Source organism: Metabacillus litoralis (assembly GCF_020524045.1).
Classification (GTDB): Bacteria; Bacillota; Bacilli; order Bacillales; family Bacillaceae; genus Metabacillus; species Metabacillus litoralis_C.
Map to the genome: position 1 here is coordinate 73131 of NZ_JAIVKL010000019.1, position 15932 is coordinate 89062.

Genomic DNA, 15932 nt, shown 5'->3' on the forward strand with positions numbered 1-15932 from the left:
TTAAAGGAGGATATACTATGTCAAACGTAACAGAAGGGCAAGGAATTATTGAACATCATAAACCTACACAAGATATTCCTTATATAGTTGGAATTGGAGCATCTGCGGGAGGACTAGAACCAATTGAACTGTTTTTTCAATCAATTACATCTGATATTGAAGCAGCATTTGTTATTGTTCAACACTTATCTTCACAATACAAGAGCTTCATGCCAGAACTATTGAAAAAACATACTAATATGAAGGTCATTCAAGCAGAAGAAGGAATGATTTTAAAACCCCGTACAGTCTATTTATGTCCACCAAATCATTACATATATGTTAAAAATGAAGGTATATTAGCTCTAGAAAAATATCATAAGGATAAAGCAATTAATTACCCAATAAATGGGTTCTTTTCTTCATTAGCATACTTTGCAGAGGAACGAGCGATAGGAGTTATTTTCTCTGGAAAAGGATCTGATGGCACAAAAGGTTTAAATGATATTCATGAGAAAAGTGGATTATGCCTCGTTCAAAACAAAACAGCTAAATATTCCGATATGCCTGAAAGTGCCATTAGATCAGGTGTAACAGATTATGTTATTAGTCCATCAGATATGCCGCAGCAGATTATTAGTTATATTGAAACAAAACCAATTAGTTTTAAAGAAACTACTTTAAATCAAGTATTAATGATGATCCAGAAAAAAAGCGGAATAGACTTTTCAATGTATAAAAGAAATACAGTTATTCGTCGCATTGAAAGAAGAATGTCGCTTAATGATCAATCGTTTTCTTCTCTTGAGGATTATAAAAATTACCTATTGGAAAATCCAAGAGAAATCAGGTATTTACAAGAAGATTTATTAATCGGAGTTACTCATTTTTTTAGAGATACTGAGGCATTTCTTTATTTGAAAAATACATTAATACCGACAATGGTTGATGATAATCTAGTTAAAGGCCGTAAAAAAATGAGGATATGGGTTGCGGGCTGTTCGACAGGACAAGAAGCCTATTCGTTAGTGATCTTATTTAATGAAGAAATTGAAAAAAGAAAATTAGACATGGACTTGCAGCTATTTGCAACAGATATTGATCGGGATTCTGTCAAGTTTGCTAGTCAGGGTTGTTATTCAGAACAAATTGTCACAACAATACCACAAGATCTTTTGTTGAAGTATTTTGATAGAGATGGTAATGATTATCAAGTAAAGAGAGAAATTAGACAAAAAATTGTTTTCGCACCTCATAATATGATTAAAGATTCACCTTTTGTTAATATCGACATGATCAGTTGTCGAAATGTCATGATCTATTTCCAATCGGAATTACAACAAAAGGTGTTGTCTTTGTTTCATTTTGCACTTAAGGAAAAGGGGTATTTATTTTTAGGACCAAGTGAAACAATAGGAAAGTTATCAAGCCTTTTTAGTCCTGTGAATAGTAAATGGAAGATATTCTCTAATCAAATATTAGAACAAAATGATCATTTTCCACAAGCTCTGCTTTCAACAAAAAATTCACCTCAAGAATATAGCAAGGATAAATCAACTATGGAAGCATATAGAGATAATAGTCACTATCATTATGCAGATGAACTTTTCTATTCATTAATGGATGAACTTTTACCACCTTCAATTATTATAAATGAACATAATGAAGTAGTTATTTCATCTGGAAATGCTGGTGCATACTTAAATCTACCTAAAGGAAAACTGAACTATAATATATTTAACATGGTTCCTACCAATCTCTCAGTTGCCATTGGGACAGCCATAAAAAGAGCTCGACAAGATCAAAAGGAGATCAAATATGAAAATCTGTTAATCAACAAAAATGAGAGCAAGCAAGTAAAGTTGGGTGTTAAACCTTTGCCTAATGTGAGAAAAGATTATATTGCTCTATTTATTGAAGAACATCGACCGGAATCTTCTATTCAAATCAAAAATGATACCATTCAATTTGATCATGATACAGCTTATAATCAACGCATTTTTGATTTGGAACAAGAGCTTTATTATACAAAACAAGGGTTACAAACGACAATAGAGGAATTAGAAACTTCTAATGAAGAGCTTCAAAGCACGAACGAAGAATTAATCGCTGCTAATGAAGAGCTTCAAAGCACAAATGAAGAAATGCAATCAGTGAATGAGGAGCTAATTACCGTAAACTCTGAATATGAGAAGAAAATTGTCGAGCTCACTAACCTTAATGATGATATGGATAACTTATTAATCAATACAAATATTGCGACGATCTTTTTAGACAGAATGTTTAATATTAAGTTATACACACCAGAAGCTATGAAAATTTTTCATCTAATTGAGCGGGATATTGGACGTCCAATTCATCATATTTCACACCGTTTAGATTATGAGTTTTTCATGCATGATATCAATGATGTATTGGTAACTGCCAAAACGATTAATAAAGAATTAGCTTCAAAAGATGGTGAATGGTTTCATATCAAAATTATGCCGTATCGAACAAATAATAATTTAATAGAAGGTATTGTTATCACATTTGTCGATATTACTGCTATTAGACAAGTAAATCAAGATTTACAACTAAGTATGCAAGCTATAGAGCTTAGTCCTGCAAATACAGTTATTACAGATTTTCAAGGAAAAATAGAGTATGCGAATAGCAGATTTTCTCAACAACTAGGAATGGATTCAAATGAAATTATCGGTAAGAAGTTAAAAGATATTTACACAGAATTTTTCAGGGATAGTGATTTTGAATACCATTGGAAGAAAGTAAGAGCAGGAGAAGAATGGTCTGGTGAACTCTCGTATATCGATAAGAATGGTGAAGAGTCTTGGGAGAATTTAACGTTAATTCCAGTGGAAAATGAAGAAAATGAGGTTGTCCAGATTTTACGTGTTGGTGAAGATATCACGAAACGAAAAAGCTCTGAACAAATGCTAATTAAATCAGAAATGCTATCAGCAATTGGACAACTTGCTGCAGGAATAGCACATGAAATTAGAAACCCTTTAACATCACTTAAAGGATTCTTACAATTAATGACTCAAACAAAGTCATATAGTGAGGAATATGCAGAAGTAATGATGTCTGAATTTTTAAGACTTGAAGAAATTATTAATGAATTTCTTGTCCTTTCAAGATCAAAATCAGTGACATTTCATGAAGTGAACATTAACAAAATTATTAAGGATGTTTCAAAAATATGGGAAACTCAAGCTATTCTTAATAATGTGTCAATAAAAACGAAAATAGATCCGATGCTTTTTACAGTAAAGGGAATTGAAAATGAATTAAAGCAAGTATTTATTAATATTGTTAAAAATGGAATAGAATCAATGGAAGGTTCAACAGGAGTATTATCGATTGAAACGAAGCATCTTGAAAACGATAAAGTTCTCGTTCGCTTCCAAGATCAAGGAAAGGGAATTCCAAGGGAACAATTGGAAAAAATGGGAGAGCCTTTTTATACAACAAAAGACAAAGGGACCGGATTAGGTCTAATGGTTAGTTTGAAAATTATTGAAAGTCATAATGGAGAAATCGTCTTTCAAAGTGAGTTAGACAAAGGGACAACAGTGGAAATAACCTTACCATTATCTAACTCAATTGAAACGGTCTAAAAGAGGCATCAATGTAAGATAAAAATCAATGGAAGAACGAAGATCATTTAGCTCATCAACAATGATTTCATAATGGTCACTTTTTCCACTTTCAATGATATCAGGTCGAATGAGGCTTAATAGATCTTGGATTTTTTCAAGCTTACTAGGAAGTACTTTTAAGTGATCTGATGAGCTTGTTAAATGATACAAATCTGTATCATTTAAGAATGGTTGAAATAATGAGATAATTTCTTTACGTTGATGATACTCTAGTTTATCTTTGTCAGTTACCATAAGTTGCTCACGTAGCATATGAACTTGGTGACTGACTTTTTTTAAGTTATCTTTTAAGGGAATACAAACAACATATAATTTTCTATCACTTGTTTGTTTTAGGTATAATTCGAAAAGCTCAAGCTCATTTTCTGATGTAACTAAATTGGCTTCAAATTTCTCCTTTTCTTTTGATTGAAGAAAAAAAGAAACCTTATTTTTACTATCAACATCAACTAACTCGAGAAAATGATCTTGATAAGTAAACATCGTTCTAGCTTTGATTGATGAGTTTAGAATGAAAAGTTGTGAATTTAATATAAAAACAGGAACTGGTATGTTTTCTAGTGAGACCATTTTGTTTACCACACCTTTTTTAGTGATTGATCGTACATAAAAATTAATTGGCTTTAATCAGGATGTTTTGTTGAGCTATCCAGCTTGTTAATTCCTCTAAATTTGATACTACAATCGTGTCATGGGGAACAATATTTTTAAAATTAAATTTCTCAGTAAGCTTACTTCCCACGATAATTGTCGGTTTATGGTCAAGTGCAGAAAGAGTGGTAGCATAATCTGATAAACTTTTTAATTGATGTGACATCGAAAGTGAAAGGCAAATAACGTCTGGTTTTGATTTAATTGCAAAATAAATGGCATGCTGAAGCGGTAAGTTAGGTCCTAAATATTTTACTTTCCAGTTGTGTTCTTTAAAAACATGAGCAGCCATCTTGACCCCTATATAATGTTCTTCACCTTCAAGGCAAAATAACATAGCCTGTTTTTGATTTTTGCTTTGGGCAGATTGATCTTTTTGTAGTAACTGTAATTGGGTTAAAACAAAATCAGCAGTTCCAGTTGCTAAATGTTCATCTGCAACACTAATCTCATCGATTTCCCATAAATGACCAATATAATACAATGCATCTTTTATTATTTTTTCATAAATATATACTGAAGAATACCCATCTAATAGTAATTTTTCTACTAACTTATAAGAACTAGCAGTATCACCAAGTAAGAGGAAATGAGCAAACCTTTTGATTAAATCAGTCAACTGATTTCATTCCTTTCAATACTTTTATCTACTTCTTATTATACTAAATATCTAGTATTCTTCATCTAATAATAAATCTTTTTTGTCTGTATTTGTTTTAACATATCATGTATTTTCATAAATGGCTATTAAGAATACTCGACTACTGGGTTTTCCGTTTCGGAAGAGTTTTATGATTACTTTAAATCATAAAGTTTACAAAGAAAGCCTCTAGAATAGGGCTCTATATAAAACAATTTCATTTAATTAAACGTTTGTTTAAACGAATAATGCCTTTTTTTTCTATGCATACTAACAAGAACTTAGAGATTTGAATGTTTGAAATTGAATTAATTGTAGGTTCTTTAAGTGAATATATTGTTTATGGAGGAAGTAATGAAAACTCTCATTATTTTGGCGCATCCTAGTGAGGATAGTTTTAATAAAGCAATTAGTGATGAAGTTAAACAACATTTAGAGTTTAAAAAGCATGAAGTGAAAATTCGTGATTTATATAAATTGAATTTCGATCCGATTTTAAGAGAAGATAATTATACATCCTTTTATCAAAACAAACTTCCAAAAGACATTAAGGTAGAACAAGATTATATTACTTGGGCTGAAAATCTAGTGATCATTTTTCCAACCTGGTGGAATGGAATGCCTGCAATATTAAAGGGATATATTGATCGAGTTTTTACAAATGGTTTTGCTTTTAGATTTACCAAAGGAGAATCCGAAGGTCTATTGAAAGAAAAGAAGGCTGTTGTTTTTCAAACAACAGGTCAGAGTGAAAATGTTATCAAGCCAAATCAACTTGTATCATCAATGGAGACGGTGATCGATGTAGGGATTTTAGATTATTGTGGACTAAATGTTATAACACATAAGTTCTATTTTTCTGTACAGCATATCAATAAAGAAGCAAGAGAAGACATGTTAAAGGAAGTAAACGGAATTGTTGATATTTTATAGAGCTTAACAAAGCTTATCTTTAGATCTTAGCGCTTACGTATTTTATTATCCTTTACGAAATATTTACAATTCCTAGGTGGTTTTATCTTAAACAGTAGTCAAATCATCATATCTCCTATGATATAATGGTTGTATTAACCTTGGGGAAAGAGTGGTAGTAGAAAGATGAAGAAACTATCATATTTACTAATTGTTGTTGGTTTATGTATTGTGGGATATGCAGTTTGGGAGATTGTTGATACGAAAATGCAAACATCCAATTCGTTAAACGAAGCAAAAGCTATTGTAGAGGCTCCACCTAGTAAGGATGTTTTTAAACAAGAAGATGGCACGTTTAAACCTCCTATAGGAGAGGCTATTGGGATTTTACAAATCCCTCGTTTAAAGGCAGACTTACCAATCGTAGAGGGGACAGACCCTGATGACCTTGAGAAAGGTGTTGGTCATTATAAAGGCAGTTATTACCCTGAAGAAAACGGGCAAATTGTTCTTTCTGGGCACAGAGATACAGTTTTTAGAAATGCTGGTGAATTAGAAATAGGTGATTCCCTTGAGATGGTTTTACCATATGGTAGTTTTGAATATGAGATTGTAGATACGAAAATTGTAGAAGCTGATGATCTTAGCATAATTACTCTACAAAATGAAAAAGAGGAGTTACTATTGACAACATGTTATCCATTTAGCTATGTTGGAAATGCTCCACAACGTTATATTATTTATGCGAAAAAGAAGGTAGTTTAGTTTCTGGACATATATAAGAGGTGATCTATATAGAGATCACCTCTTTATTTCATTGCCCAAAATATGAATTGTTAACTTTTGATTTTAAAATTAAACTGATATGCCTCTATTGATGAAGAGAAATGATTGAGTACAAAGCTCGGAAAGATAAAGGCGAACTTTTAAAATGAGCTTTTTTAAAAAATCTTGTTCTTAGAATGAACAGTTCTATCTGAATTTCTCCATATTACATAATAGTAGCCATATCCTCAGGCAAAGGTGCTTCAACAGTAATCTGCTCGTGAGATATAGGATGAATAAATGATATCCTAGCAGAATGTAAAGCTTGTCTTTTTATTATCTTCTTTTTTCCTCCATATAACAGATCGCCAGCAAGAGGATGACCAATTGAGCTTAAATGTACTCGTATTTGATGAGTTCTACCTGTTTCTAGCTGAAGTGAAACAGTCGAAAGATTTGTTTTTGTATTGTATTCAACGACACTATAATGAGTAATTGCGTTTTGTCCTTTAGGTGAGACTCTTCTTCTTGTAGCATGATGCCTATCTCGCCCAATCGCTTTATTTATTTTGCCTTGAGGTGGAACAATTTCCCCTTCAATAAGAGCTAGATAAGTTCTCTTGATTTTTCTAGCTTGAAGAGACTGATCTAAAAGGGAATGAGCTAAGTCATGTTTTGCAAAAATAATCGCACCTGATGTATCTTTATCTAGTCGATGAATATGTCGCACTCGGGTATGCTGACCACTCGATTGAAAATGATAAGCAACAATATTAGCAAGTGTACCTTTTTGATTTTCTTGGTTTGGGTGTGTATCAATTCCATAAGGCTTATCCAAGATTAACAGATGTTCATCTTCATATAAAATGGAAAGAGTTCTCTTTTCAGGTATTACACCATAATCTTCAGCTTTAAATAAGTGTAAAGATAATGTATCACCCTCATGGACCTTATGATTTACATCAGCTCTTTCATTATTTTTTATTATCGCTGAAACTTGATTCCATTTCTGTATTGTTGCTTTTGAAACTCCTAAATGAGTTGTTAATGTATGAAAAACAGTTTGGTTCGCCCAATCAGTAGGTATCATTATTTCGAGCCATTCGCCATTTCGCTTCAAAAATATCAATCCTTTACACACATGTTTATTGTATAGAAAGTATACCGAAGTATGATTGGATGTACAATCTAGTTCCGGTAAGACTTACCTCTACCAAGTTTAATAATCGAGTGGTATGCTTAATGAAGTTAAATAATTTAGTCGTTTTAATAGGTGAAAAAAGGGTGATTTATTTGAAGGTTGTTGTTGCCTCTACAGAAGAGCAAGAAAGCCATATTGCAGAGTTAGTTAATCAGATTTTTACTGAAATTTTCCCGAAATTCTTTCCAGATGATAAAATTATGGAGCTGAAAGAACAAAAAGTACTTCAGCCACAAGAAACAGATCAATTTTATAATGGTACATTGAAGGATGCATTTCATATCATATCAAGCTTACAAGCTGTCATTGCTGTGTTAGATTTAATTGATGAATGTCAACATGAGAAAGAATATCAAGAAATGTTCGAACGTAATTGTCAAACATTAAATGAATATGGATATTTCTTCCCGTTTTCTTTTGCGCAATTTAGAGAAGCAGAAAGTCAGATAGGTGAGTTTAGCCAATTTATTAAACCAGCTAACACATGGTTAGTTTAAAGTAGTAAAACAAAAAAACGCGGATTTCCGCGTTTTTTTGTTTTGCTTTACTATTATTGTTTCCATTCCTCTAATAATGTACGATATGCATCCTCTGTACTAGAGCCTTCAACACGATCAACTTCTTTTCCATCTTTATAGTGAACAAGAGTAGGGGTACCAGTAATTTTATACTCATTCCACGCATCTTCAAATTCTAATAAGTTTAATTGATTAATCTCAACACCAACATCTTCAGCTATTGGCATTAATACAGGAGTTGTAGCAACGCAATGTTCACAACGAGGGCTAAAGAAATAAACGATTGTGTCTTCTTTATTTTCAAGCTTTGTTTCTAGCTGATCTGGAAGAATGATGTTTTGGTAATTTGGGTCATCTAATTGAGCAATTGTAGCAGAATCCAGATTAGCTTTTCCATATACATTTCCTTCAGCCTTTTGTTTATTTTGGTAAGTCGTAACGAGCGCAAGACCTCCGAATAAAATTAAAATAACTGCACCAAATATCAAAATTTTCTTCAAGTTATTTACCTGCCTTCTTCAATATTAATAAACTTGTCACAAACACAATAGTAAATCCTATTAATGCTAAGAAAGGTATTGTGATAAATCCAAGCCAATTGATATACTCACCTGAACATGGAACAATTCCACATGAGATCGAATTTTCTTCTACAAAGTCTATCTTTTGTACTCCGTAGTGATAAAGTGAAATACACCCACCAATTCCTGAAAGAATTAACGTATAAAGCGCAATAGAAGCATCTTTTTTGAAAATAGCGATCCCTAAGATGATGACTAGAGGGTACATGAAAATTCTTTGATACCAACATAAATTACATGGCGTAAATTTCAATACCTCAGAAAAATAGAGGCTTCCTAATGTTGCGATAAAAGAAGCAACCCAACCAATAGATAGTAAATTTTCTACTTTTTTATTAAAAGTGACTGACATAGTATACCTCACACTTATATTATTTCCTTAAATTATAAGCCTTCTTGAATAGCCTGTAAAATAGATAGATTGTGACAATACTGTGATGTTTTTTCACTATAGCTTATTCTTGGTTAAAACCTGATTGAAATACGATGACAAGTGATTGGTAATTTTGAAAGATATTTACTAGAAATATTCTATCTATAAAGTTTTATTAACTGTTCATACTATGGGAGGAAAGGAGATGATTATATTGAATTCAATTCAAGAATGTATGACAACGAATGTAGCGACAATATCTTCCGATCAAACGATTAAAGAAGCTGCGACATTAATGGAGCAAACAAATGTAGGGTCAATTCCTGTTGTTGATAATGGTCAACTAAGAGGAATTATTACAGACCGAGACATCACTCTTCGTACGACTGCGAAAGGTTTAGAAAATTCGACGCCAGTTTCACAGGTTATGTCAACAAACCTTGTTTCTGGTCATACGTCAATGTCCGTTGAAGAAGCTGCAAAAATAATGGCACAGCATCAAATTCGTCGTTTACCTATCGTTGACAATAATCAATTAGTTGGAATTGTTGCATTAGGCGACTTAGCTACAAATGAAATGAGCGATCATGCTGCAGGAGTAGCATTAACTAACATTTCTGAACCGAATAAAACTTCTTGAGGAAGTTTTAATTTGTGTCGTTTGTTGTCGAAAATCTAATATATTGCTGATATTAGCAAATAAAGTAATGAAAACAGCAAATATATTATGAGTAACAGCAAATAAACGATGACAAACAGCAAATAAAAATCTAGAAACAGCAAATATCTTATGTGAGGTGTGACATGATGTCATACCTCTTTTTTATATAAAAGGTGTTGGCGTGAAAAAACAGAGGGTGTTTTGTATAATGTAAGAAGAGGAGATGATTTACATTGATTAAGGCAATTATCTTTGATTTTGATGGATTAATTTTAGATACTGAAACACATGAATATGAAGTGTTATCAGAAATTTTTAAAGAGCATGATTGTGAGTTGCCATTAAGTATTTGGGGAAAAGTAATTGGAACAAAGTCTGATTTTAGTCCTTATACATATTTACAAGAACAAGCAAATAAAGTAATTGACGAAAACAGGATTAAGAAACAACAAGAAGAAAGGTTTAGTAAACGAATTCATCTTGAGAAAGCTAGACCAGGTGTAGTAGATTATCTTATCGCAGCTAAGGAGCTTGGATTAAAAATAGGTTTAGCATCTAGCTCTAGCTATAACTGGGTTTCTTCACATCTAAAGCGATTGAATTTATTAGATGAATTTGAGTGCATTCGAACATCAGATCATGTGGACCAAGTGAAACCTGATCCGGCACTTTATTTAGAAGCAGCAAAATGCTTAAATGTTGATCCAAAGGAATGTATAGCATTTGAGGATTCGGCAAATGGGGCATTGGCTGCCAAACGTGCTGGTATGAAATGTGTGATTGTACCGAACTCAGTAACTAAGAATTTAGATTTTTGTGAAGTTGACCATCGATTAGAAACAATGGCTGCTATGAAATTACAGGAATTAGTAATGTTTTTAAATAAATAATAAAGGGTATTATATCTTTTTACCTATTGGCTATGTTAAAGCTCAAGTTGATATTTTGCATATTGTTGATTGAAGCGAATGCCTGTAACGGAAATCAGCAACGACGTTTAACAGACCCGACTATTTATATTAAAGGAGTTATCACAATGTCTGAAAAACTGGACTTATCGAAATTTGAAAAGAAAATGATTATTCGTAACATACAAGAAAAAGATATCGACGAGATTTTAAAGCTACAATTAAAATGCTTTCCTGGTATGACACCATGGAAAAGAGAGCACTTAGAAAGTCATTTAGAACACTTTCCAGAAGGTCAATTTTGCGCAGAATTTGAAGGGAAAATCATCGGTTCATGTTCAAGTCTTTTAGTCAATTTTGATGAATATGATGATCGACATACATGGGATGATATTACAGACAATGGATACATCACAAACCATGATCCAGATGGGTATAACATGTATGGAATTGAGGTAATGGTACACCCAAATTATCGTCGAATGAAAATCGGACATCGCTTATATGAAGCAAGAAAAGACTTTGCACGAAGAATGAATTTGAAGAGTATTATCATTGGAGGTAGAATTCCGAATTATTATAAGTATGCTGATGAATTATCTCCAAGAGAATATGTTCAACAGGTATCATTACATAAAGTGTATGATCCAGTTCTTTCCTTCCAGCTTTTAAATGAGTTTACATTAATGAGAATTAACCCGAATTATTTAGCCGATGATATGGCTTCCTATCAATACGCAACTCTTATGGAATGGAATAATGTTGATTATCAACCAAATACAAAGCGTTTTTACAAAACATCGTATCCGGTTCGTATCTGTGTTGTTCAATACATGATGAAGCAGATTTCTTCTTTTGAAGAGTTCGCGAAACAAGTGGAGTATTATACTGATGTGGCTTCTGATGCAGGCTCTGATTTCGCAGTTTTTCCTGAAATTTTCACAACACAGCTTATGTCTTTTCTTGATGAAAAGGTACCAAGTAAGGCAATTCAGCGCTTAACAGAGTTTACGGAGGATTATATTGAATTATTTACAGAGCTAGCAGTCAGATATAATGTGAACATTATCGGTGGCTCTCATGTTGTTGAAGAAGAAGGGCAAATTTATAATATTGCTTACTTATTCCGAAGAGATGGAACAATTGAAAAGCAATATAAACTTCATATCACACCAAATGAAAGAAAATGGTGGGGAATAAGTCGTGGCGATCAAGTAAAGGTATTTAATACAGATTGTGGAAAGATAGCCATCCAAATTTGTTATGACATAGAATTCCCTGAGCTTGCGCGTATTGCTACAGATAAAGGTGCAAAAATCATCTTCACACCATTCTGCACAGAAGATCGTCAAGGCTATTTACGAGTGCGCTATTGTGCTCAAGCTCGTGCAGTTGAAAATCAAATTTATACTGTCATTGCCGGTACTGTTGGTAATTTACCGCAAACAGAAAATATGGATATTCAATATGCTCAATCAGCTATTTTTGCTCCATCTGATTTTGAATTTGCAAGAGATGGAATTGTTGGGGAATGTAATCCGAACATTGAAATGGTGATCATAGGTGATGTTGATTTAGAAATATTAAGACGTCAACGACAATCAGGTACAGTTAATCAATTGAAAGATCGTAGAAGAGATATCTACTCTATTAGATATAAAAAGGAACAGTAATAAGTGAAAAGCTGACTTTTATCATGAGTCAGCTTTTTCGTCTGTTTTTATCAAGTGTTAATTTCGCTAAAGTCGAATAAAGAAATATATTGAAAAAATAGTAATTTATGATGTGTGCATTATGATAAAAGAGTATGTTTGATAAAGGCTCTTTTCTAAGAGATTGTTGCTAATTGACTAATTATCTGTTGGAAAAAGTTTTTTATCGATTAAATGGTATTTTTCTTGCAGAAAAGATGCCACTAAACTTAATACAGAGCTGGTTCCTTCGAGATTGTCAAAACAAAATGTTTTCGAAAATAGCCTTAATAAATGTTGTTGTAAAATAACATTGTTCAAAAAAATATTGTAGTAAGAGTGATAAATTAGCTGATTTTGTAGAAAATCCTTTCTGTGGAAAAACCTAATTTATGCTAAAATAAGGATGGTATTTATTGAAATATGCTGAAAAATCACTCCTTGGAGGTAAATATGAGCTGGGAAAAAAGTTATCAACGTTGGATAAATAAACAGGATTTAGATCAAGAGTTAAAAGGTTTATTAAACGAAATGGAAGGCAATGAAAAGGTATTAGAAGATTGCTTTTATAAAGAATTAGAGTTCGGTACTGGTGGTATGCGTGGAGAGATTGGACCAGGTACGAACCGAATGAATACATACACAGTTCGTAAAGCTTCAGAAGGACTAGCTTCATACATAGATTCTTTCGGTGAAGAAGCCAAAAAACGTGGGGTTGTTATTGCTTATGATTCACGTTATAAATCACCGGAATTTGCAATGGAAGCGGCAAAAACACTTGCTTCTCATGGAATTCAAACATATGTATTTGAAGAACTGCGCCCAACACCAGAGCTTTCATTTGCCGTTCGTCACTTAAATGGTTTTTCAGGAATAGTTATTACTGCAAGTCATAACCCACCTGAATATAATGGCTATAAAGTTTACGGAGAAGATGGAGGTCAATTGCCACCTGCAGCAGCAGATACTGTCATTTCGTATGTAAGTAAAGTTGAAGATGAACTTTTAATAGAAGTACAAGATGAAGCTACATTGAAAGAACAAGGGCTTATTAAAATGTTAGGTGAAGAAATTGACGAAGCTTATACTGAGAAGTTAAAAACAATTTCAGTGAATCCTAATCTTTCAAGTGAAGTAGATATTAAGGTTGTTTTCACACCACTACATGGAACAGCTAACAAACCTGTTCGTCTTGGCTTAGATGCTCTAGGCTATAAAAATATTACAGTTGTGAAAGAACAAGAACTACCAGATCCGAATTTCTCTTCAGTCAAATCACCAAATCCTGAAGAACATGACGCTTTTACTTTAGCAATACGTGATGGAAAAAAAATCGATGCTGATGTGTTAATTGGAACAGATCCAGATGCGGATCGTCTTGGGGTAGCAGTGAAGAATAATGATGGAGAATATGTTGTGTTAACAGGAAACCAAACAGGTGCACTTCTTCTTCATTACATCCTTTCGGAGAAAAAGGAAAAAGGAACACTTCCAAGCAATGGTGTTGTGTTAAAAACTATCGTAACATCAGAAATTGGGAGAGATATCGCTAGCTCATTTGGGTTAGATACAATTGATACCTTAACAGGATTTAAATTCATTGGTGAAAAAATCAATGAATACGAAAGAAGTGGTCAATATGAATTCCAATTTGGCTATGAGGAAAGTTATGGTTATTTAATTGGTGATTTTGCTCGTGACAAAGATGCTGTACAAGCCGCTCTATTATCTGTAGAAGTAGCAGCTTATTACAAAAAGAAAGGGCTAACTTTGTACCAAGGCTTGCTCGAGATTTTTAAAAAGTATGGTTATTACAAAGAAGGCTTGCAATCTTTAACATTGAAAGGAAAAGAAGGTGCTGAGCAAATCCAAAGTATTCTTCAATCCTTTAGAAGTAATCCACCGACAGACATAGCAGGAAAGAAAATCGTAGCCATTGAAGATTATCAAACAAGTGAACGTCAAGATGTAGTTGCTGGATCCAAAGAAACGATCCATTTACCAGGATCCAACGTTTTGAAATATATTCTTGAAGATCATTCTTGGTTCTGTGTACGACCATCTGGTACAGAGCCAAAAGCTAAATTCTACTTTGGTGTTAACTGTGAAACATTAGAACAAAGTGAAGAACAGCTAGCGGCATTAGAAGCTGGTGTAATGAATAAAGTATATGAACTGATAGCAGCTTTAAGCAAGTAAAGCGGATCCTAAAGTCACTTTTTAATAAATACGGAATAAACCTTTATAAAAAGACGAGCAAATTTTGAATGAATTTGTTCGTCTTTTTTATATGAAGGCTCATTTCTGAACGATTGTTGCTATGTAATAAAAATTTGGGGTGAAAACAGTGTTTTCCCACTACAAAGGTACTATTTTATGAATAAAAGATACCACTAGACTTAATACAGTGCTGATTGCTTAGGGTATTCAAAAACATCAAAGTTCGCGAAAACAGCCTATATGAAAAAGGATAAGAATTTGTACTTAGAGTTATTAATTAGCTCAAGGTGTTCATTGGCTCAAGTGTCTAGTGCACAATTTATATTGTCTCAGGAAAATGATCATTTCAGCTGTATTTCAATACTCATTATGGAAACAATAGATAATGTTTATTATTCCCTTTTAGGAGGATATCTCATGGAATACAGTGAATATTGGAAGGAAATTAATAAGAAGAGTGAAGAGTTAAATTCTTTATTTTCTTCATATTGGGAAAGCTACTCTCATATGGGGACATGGCAATTCTGGACAGTTGTCTCATTATTAATTGCTCCATTACTGTTGGTTTATTTTTTAGTTGATAGAAAAAGAATTTTTGAACTTTTTTTCTTTGGATATACAGTGCATTTGTTATGGACATATATCGATATAGTTCTCGAAAGATTAGGTTTTTTCATCCATACATATTTTCTAACACCTTTATTACCCTTCGCCCTTAACATGACAGCCTCCGCACTTCCAGTAGGCTTTCTGCTTTTGTATCAATATTGTACGAATCATAACAAAAACTTTTACTTGTACACGATCCTGCTTAGTGCTGTATTTGCATTCGGTTTTGCATCTGTAGAAGCATATGTAGGTTTAGTCAAATTAAATAAAGGAATGAATCTTTTTTATGTTTTTCTTATTGATATAGGAATTGCATATATTGCTTATTGGTTGACATATTTAGTTAAATGGATAAAAAAATAATGATAGGAGGTTAAATCTAAATTCAGTTAAGTTGAAAAAAACAAGTTCGTTCCATTGCGCTGCAGACACTCGCGTTCCACGGGGAGGAAGCTGAGCCCAATGTCATCAAGCTAACCTTACAAATTATGTAAGGTTTTTTTGGACGATTTTCTGTTTGAATCAAGCTAAGTTTAATTGAAATGCAAATGTCATAAAAGA

Annotated in this window: 14 protein-coding genes; 9 read left to right on the forward strand and 5 right to left on the reverse strand. The window is 32.9% G+C overall.

Going from position 1 to position 15932, the window contains the following annotated elements:
• Positions 1–17 precede the first annotated feature (17 nt).
• The gene (locus LC076_RS20355) at positions 18–3599 is read left to right on the forward strand and encodes a CheR family methyltransferase (protein ID WP_226670923.1); all 3582 of its coding nucleotides are present in this window, start codon (positions 18–20) and stop codon (positions 3597–3599) included.
• Here the strand turns inward: LC076_RS20355 and LC076_RS20360 are convergent.
• On the reverse strand, positions 3582–4211 hold the full coding sequence (locus tag LC076_RS20360; RefSeq protein ID WP_226670924.1) for a hypothetical protein: 630 nt from the start codon (positions 4209–4211) through the stop codon (positions 3582–3584). The two genes, LC076_RS20355 and LC076_RS20360, sit on opposite strands and share 18 nt — an antisense overlap.
• A 43-nt stretch (positions 4212–4254) precedes the next feature.
• A complete protein-coding gene (locus LC076_RS20365) occupies positions 4255–4911 on the reverse strand; it encodes a B12-binding domain-containing protein (RefSeq protein ID WP_226670926.1) in 657 nt (218 codons plus the stop codon).
• A 375-nt stretch (positions 4912–5286) separates the two neighbouring features.
• On the opposite strand from LC076_RS20365, the gene LC076_RS20370 reads away from it, so the two are divergent.
• Positions 5287–5865, forward strand: coding sequence for an NAD(P)H-dependent oxidoreductase (locus LC076_RS20370; protein WP_226670928.1), 579 nt, complete (start codon positions 5287–5289; stop codon positions 5863–5865).
• Between the two features lie 165 nt (positions 5866–6030).
• The gene (locus LC076_RS20375; protein WP_226670929.1) at positions 6031–6609 is read left to right on the forward strand and encodes a class D sortase; all 579 of its coding nucleotides are present in this window, start codon (positions 6031–6033) and stop codon (positions 6607–6609) included.
• A gap of 226 nt (positions 6610–6835) precedes the next feature.
• Here LC076_RS20375 and LC076_RS20380 read toward each other — a convergent pair whose 3' ends face one another.
• Positions 6836–7735, reverse strand: a complete 900-nt coding sequence (locus LC076_RS20380; RefSeq protein ID WP_319005571.1) for an RluA family pseudouridine synthase — start codon at positions 7733–7735, stop codon at positions 6836–6838.
• 116 nt (positions 7736–7851) lie between these two features.
• Here LC076_RS20380 and LC076_RS20385 point away from each other — a divergent pair, with 116 nt between their 5' ends.
• Complete coding sequence (locus LC076_RS20385; protein WP_226670933.1) at positions 7852–8307, forward strand: DUF5365 family protein; 456 nt, start codon at positions 7852–7854, stop codon at positions 8305–8307.
• A gap of 53 nt (positions 8308–8360) precedes the next feature.
• Here LC076_RS20385 and LC076_RS20390 read toward each other — a convergent pair whose 3' ends face one another.
• Both LC076_RS20390 and LC076_RS20395 read right to left on the reverse strand, forming a co-directional pair.
• Positions 8361–8828 (reverse strand): thioredoxin family protein, encoded by a 468-nt coding sequence (locus LC076_RS20390; RefSeq protein ID WP_226670935.1) that lies wholly within the window; start codon positions 8826–8828, stop codon positions 8361–8363.
• A 1-nt stretch (position 8829) separates the two neighbouring features.
• Positions 8830–9261, reverse strand: a complete 432-nt coding sequence (locus LC076_RS20395) for a disulfide oxidoreductase (RefSeq protein ID WP_226670937.1) — start codon at positions 9259–9261, stop codon at positions 8830–8832.
• 226 nt (positions 9262–9487) lie between these two features.
• Between LC076_RS20395 and LC076_RS20400 the strand changes: the two genes are divergently transcribed.
• From LC076_RS20400 to LC076_RS20420, 5 genes are all read left to right on the forward strand, one after another.
• On the forward strand, positions 9488–9922 hold the full coding sequence (locus tag LC076_RS20400; protein ID WP_413466016.1) for a CBS domain-containing protein: 435 nt from the start codon (positions 9488–9490) through the stop codon (positions 9920–9922).
• 254 nt (positions 9923–10176) lie between these two features.
• A complete protein-coding gene (locus LC076_RS20405; RefSeq protein WP_226670939.1) occupies positions 10177–10833 on the forward strand; it encodes an HAD family hydrolase in 657 nt (218 codons plus the stop codon).
• Positions 10834–10979: 146 nt separating this feature from the next.
• Positions 10980–12524 carry a bifunctional GNAT family N-acetyltransferase/carbon-nitrogen hydrolase family protein gene (locus LC076_RS20410; protein ID WP_226670942.1) on the forward strand — a complete coding sequence of 515 codons (1545 nt, stop codon included), beginning with the start codon at positions 10980–10982 and terminating at the stop codon, positions 12522–12524.
• A 471-nt stretch (positions 12525–12995) separates the two neighbouring features.
• Complete coding sequence (locus tag LC076_RS20415) at positions 12996–14741, forward strand: phospho-sugar mutase (protein WP_226670943.1); 1746 nt, start codon at positions 12996–12998, stop codon at positions 14739–14741.
• Between the two features lie 438 nt (positions 14742–15179).
• The gene (locus LC076_RS20420) at positions 15180–15734 is read left to right on the forward strand and encodes a hypothetical protein (RefSeq protein WP_226670945.1); all 555 of its coding nucleotides are present in this window, start codon (positions 15180–15182) and stop codon (positions 15732–15734) included.
• Positions 15735–15932: the final 198 nt, after the last annotated feature.

Excerpts from the sequence above, each read along its gene's own strand:
- LC076_RS20355 (WP_226670923.1), top strand. The coding sequence starts at position 18 with ATGTCAAACGTAACAGAAGGGCAAGGAATTATTGAACATCATAAACCT.
- LC076_RS20360 (WP_226670924.1), bottom strand. The coding sequence starts at position 4,211 with ATGGTCTCACTAGAAAACATACCAGTTCCTGTTTTTATATTAAATTCA.
- LC076_RS20370 (WP_226670928.1), top strand. The coding sequence starts at position 5,287 with ATGAAAACTCTCATTATTTTGGCGCATCCTAGTGAGGATAGTTTTAAT.
- LC076_RS20375 (WP_226670929.1), top strand. The coding sequence starts at position 6,031 with ATGAAGAAACTATCATATTTACTAATTGTTGTTGGTTTATGTATTGTG.
- LC076_RS20385 (WP_226670933.1), top strand. The coding sequence starts at position 7,852 with ATGAAGTTAAATAATTTAGTCGTTTTAATAGGTGAAAAAAGGGTGATT.
- LC076_RS20395 (WP_226670937.1), bottom strand. The coding sequence starts at position 9,261 with ATGTCAGTCACTTTTAATAAAAAAGTAGAAAATTTACTATCTATTGGT.
- LC076_RS20400 (WP_413466016.1), top strand. The coding sequence starts at position 9,488 with ATGATTATATTGAATTCAATTCAAGAATGTATGACAACGAATGTAGCG.
- LC076_RS20410 (WP_226670942.1), top strand. The coding sequence starts at position 10,980 with ATGTCTGAAAAACTGGACTTATCGAAATTTGAAAAGAAAATGATTATT.
- LC076_RS20415 (WP_226670943.1), top strand. The coding sequence starts at position 12,996 with ATGAGCTGGGAAAAAAGTTATCAACGTTGGATAAATAAACAGGATTTA.
- LC076_RS20420 (WP_226670945.1), top strand. The coding sequence starts at position 15,180 with ATGGAATACAGTGAATATTGGAAGGAAATTAATAAGAAGAGTGAAGAG.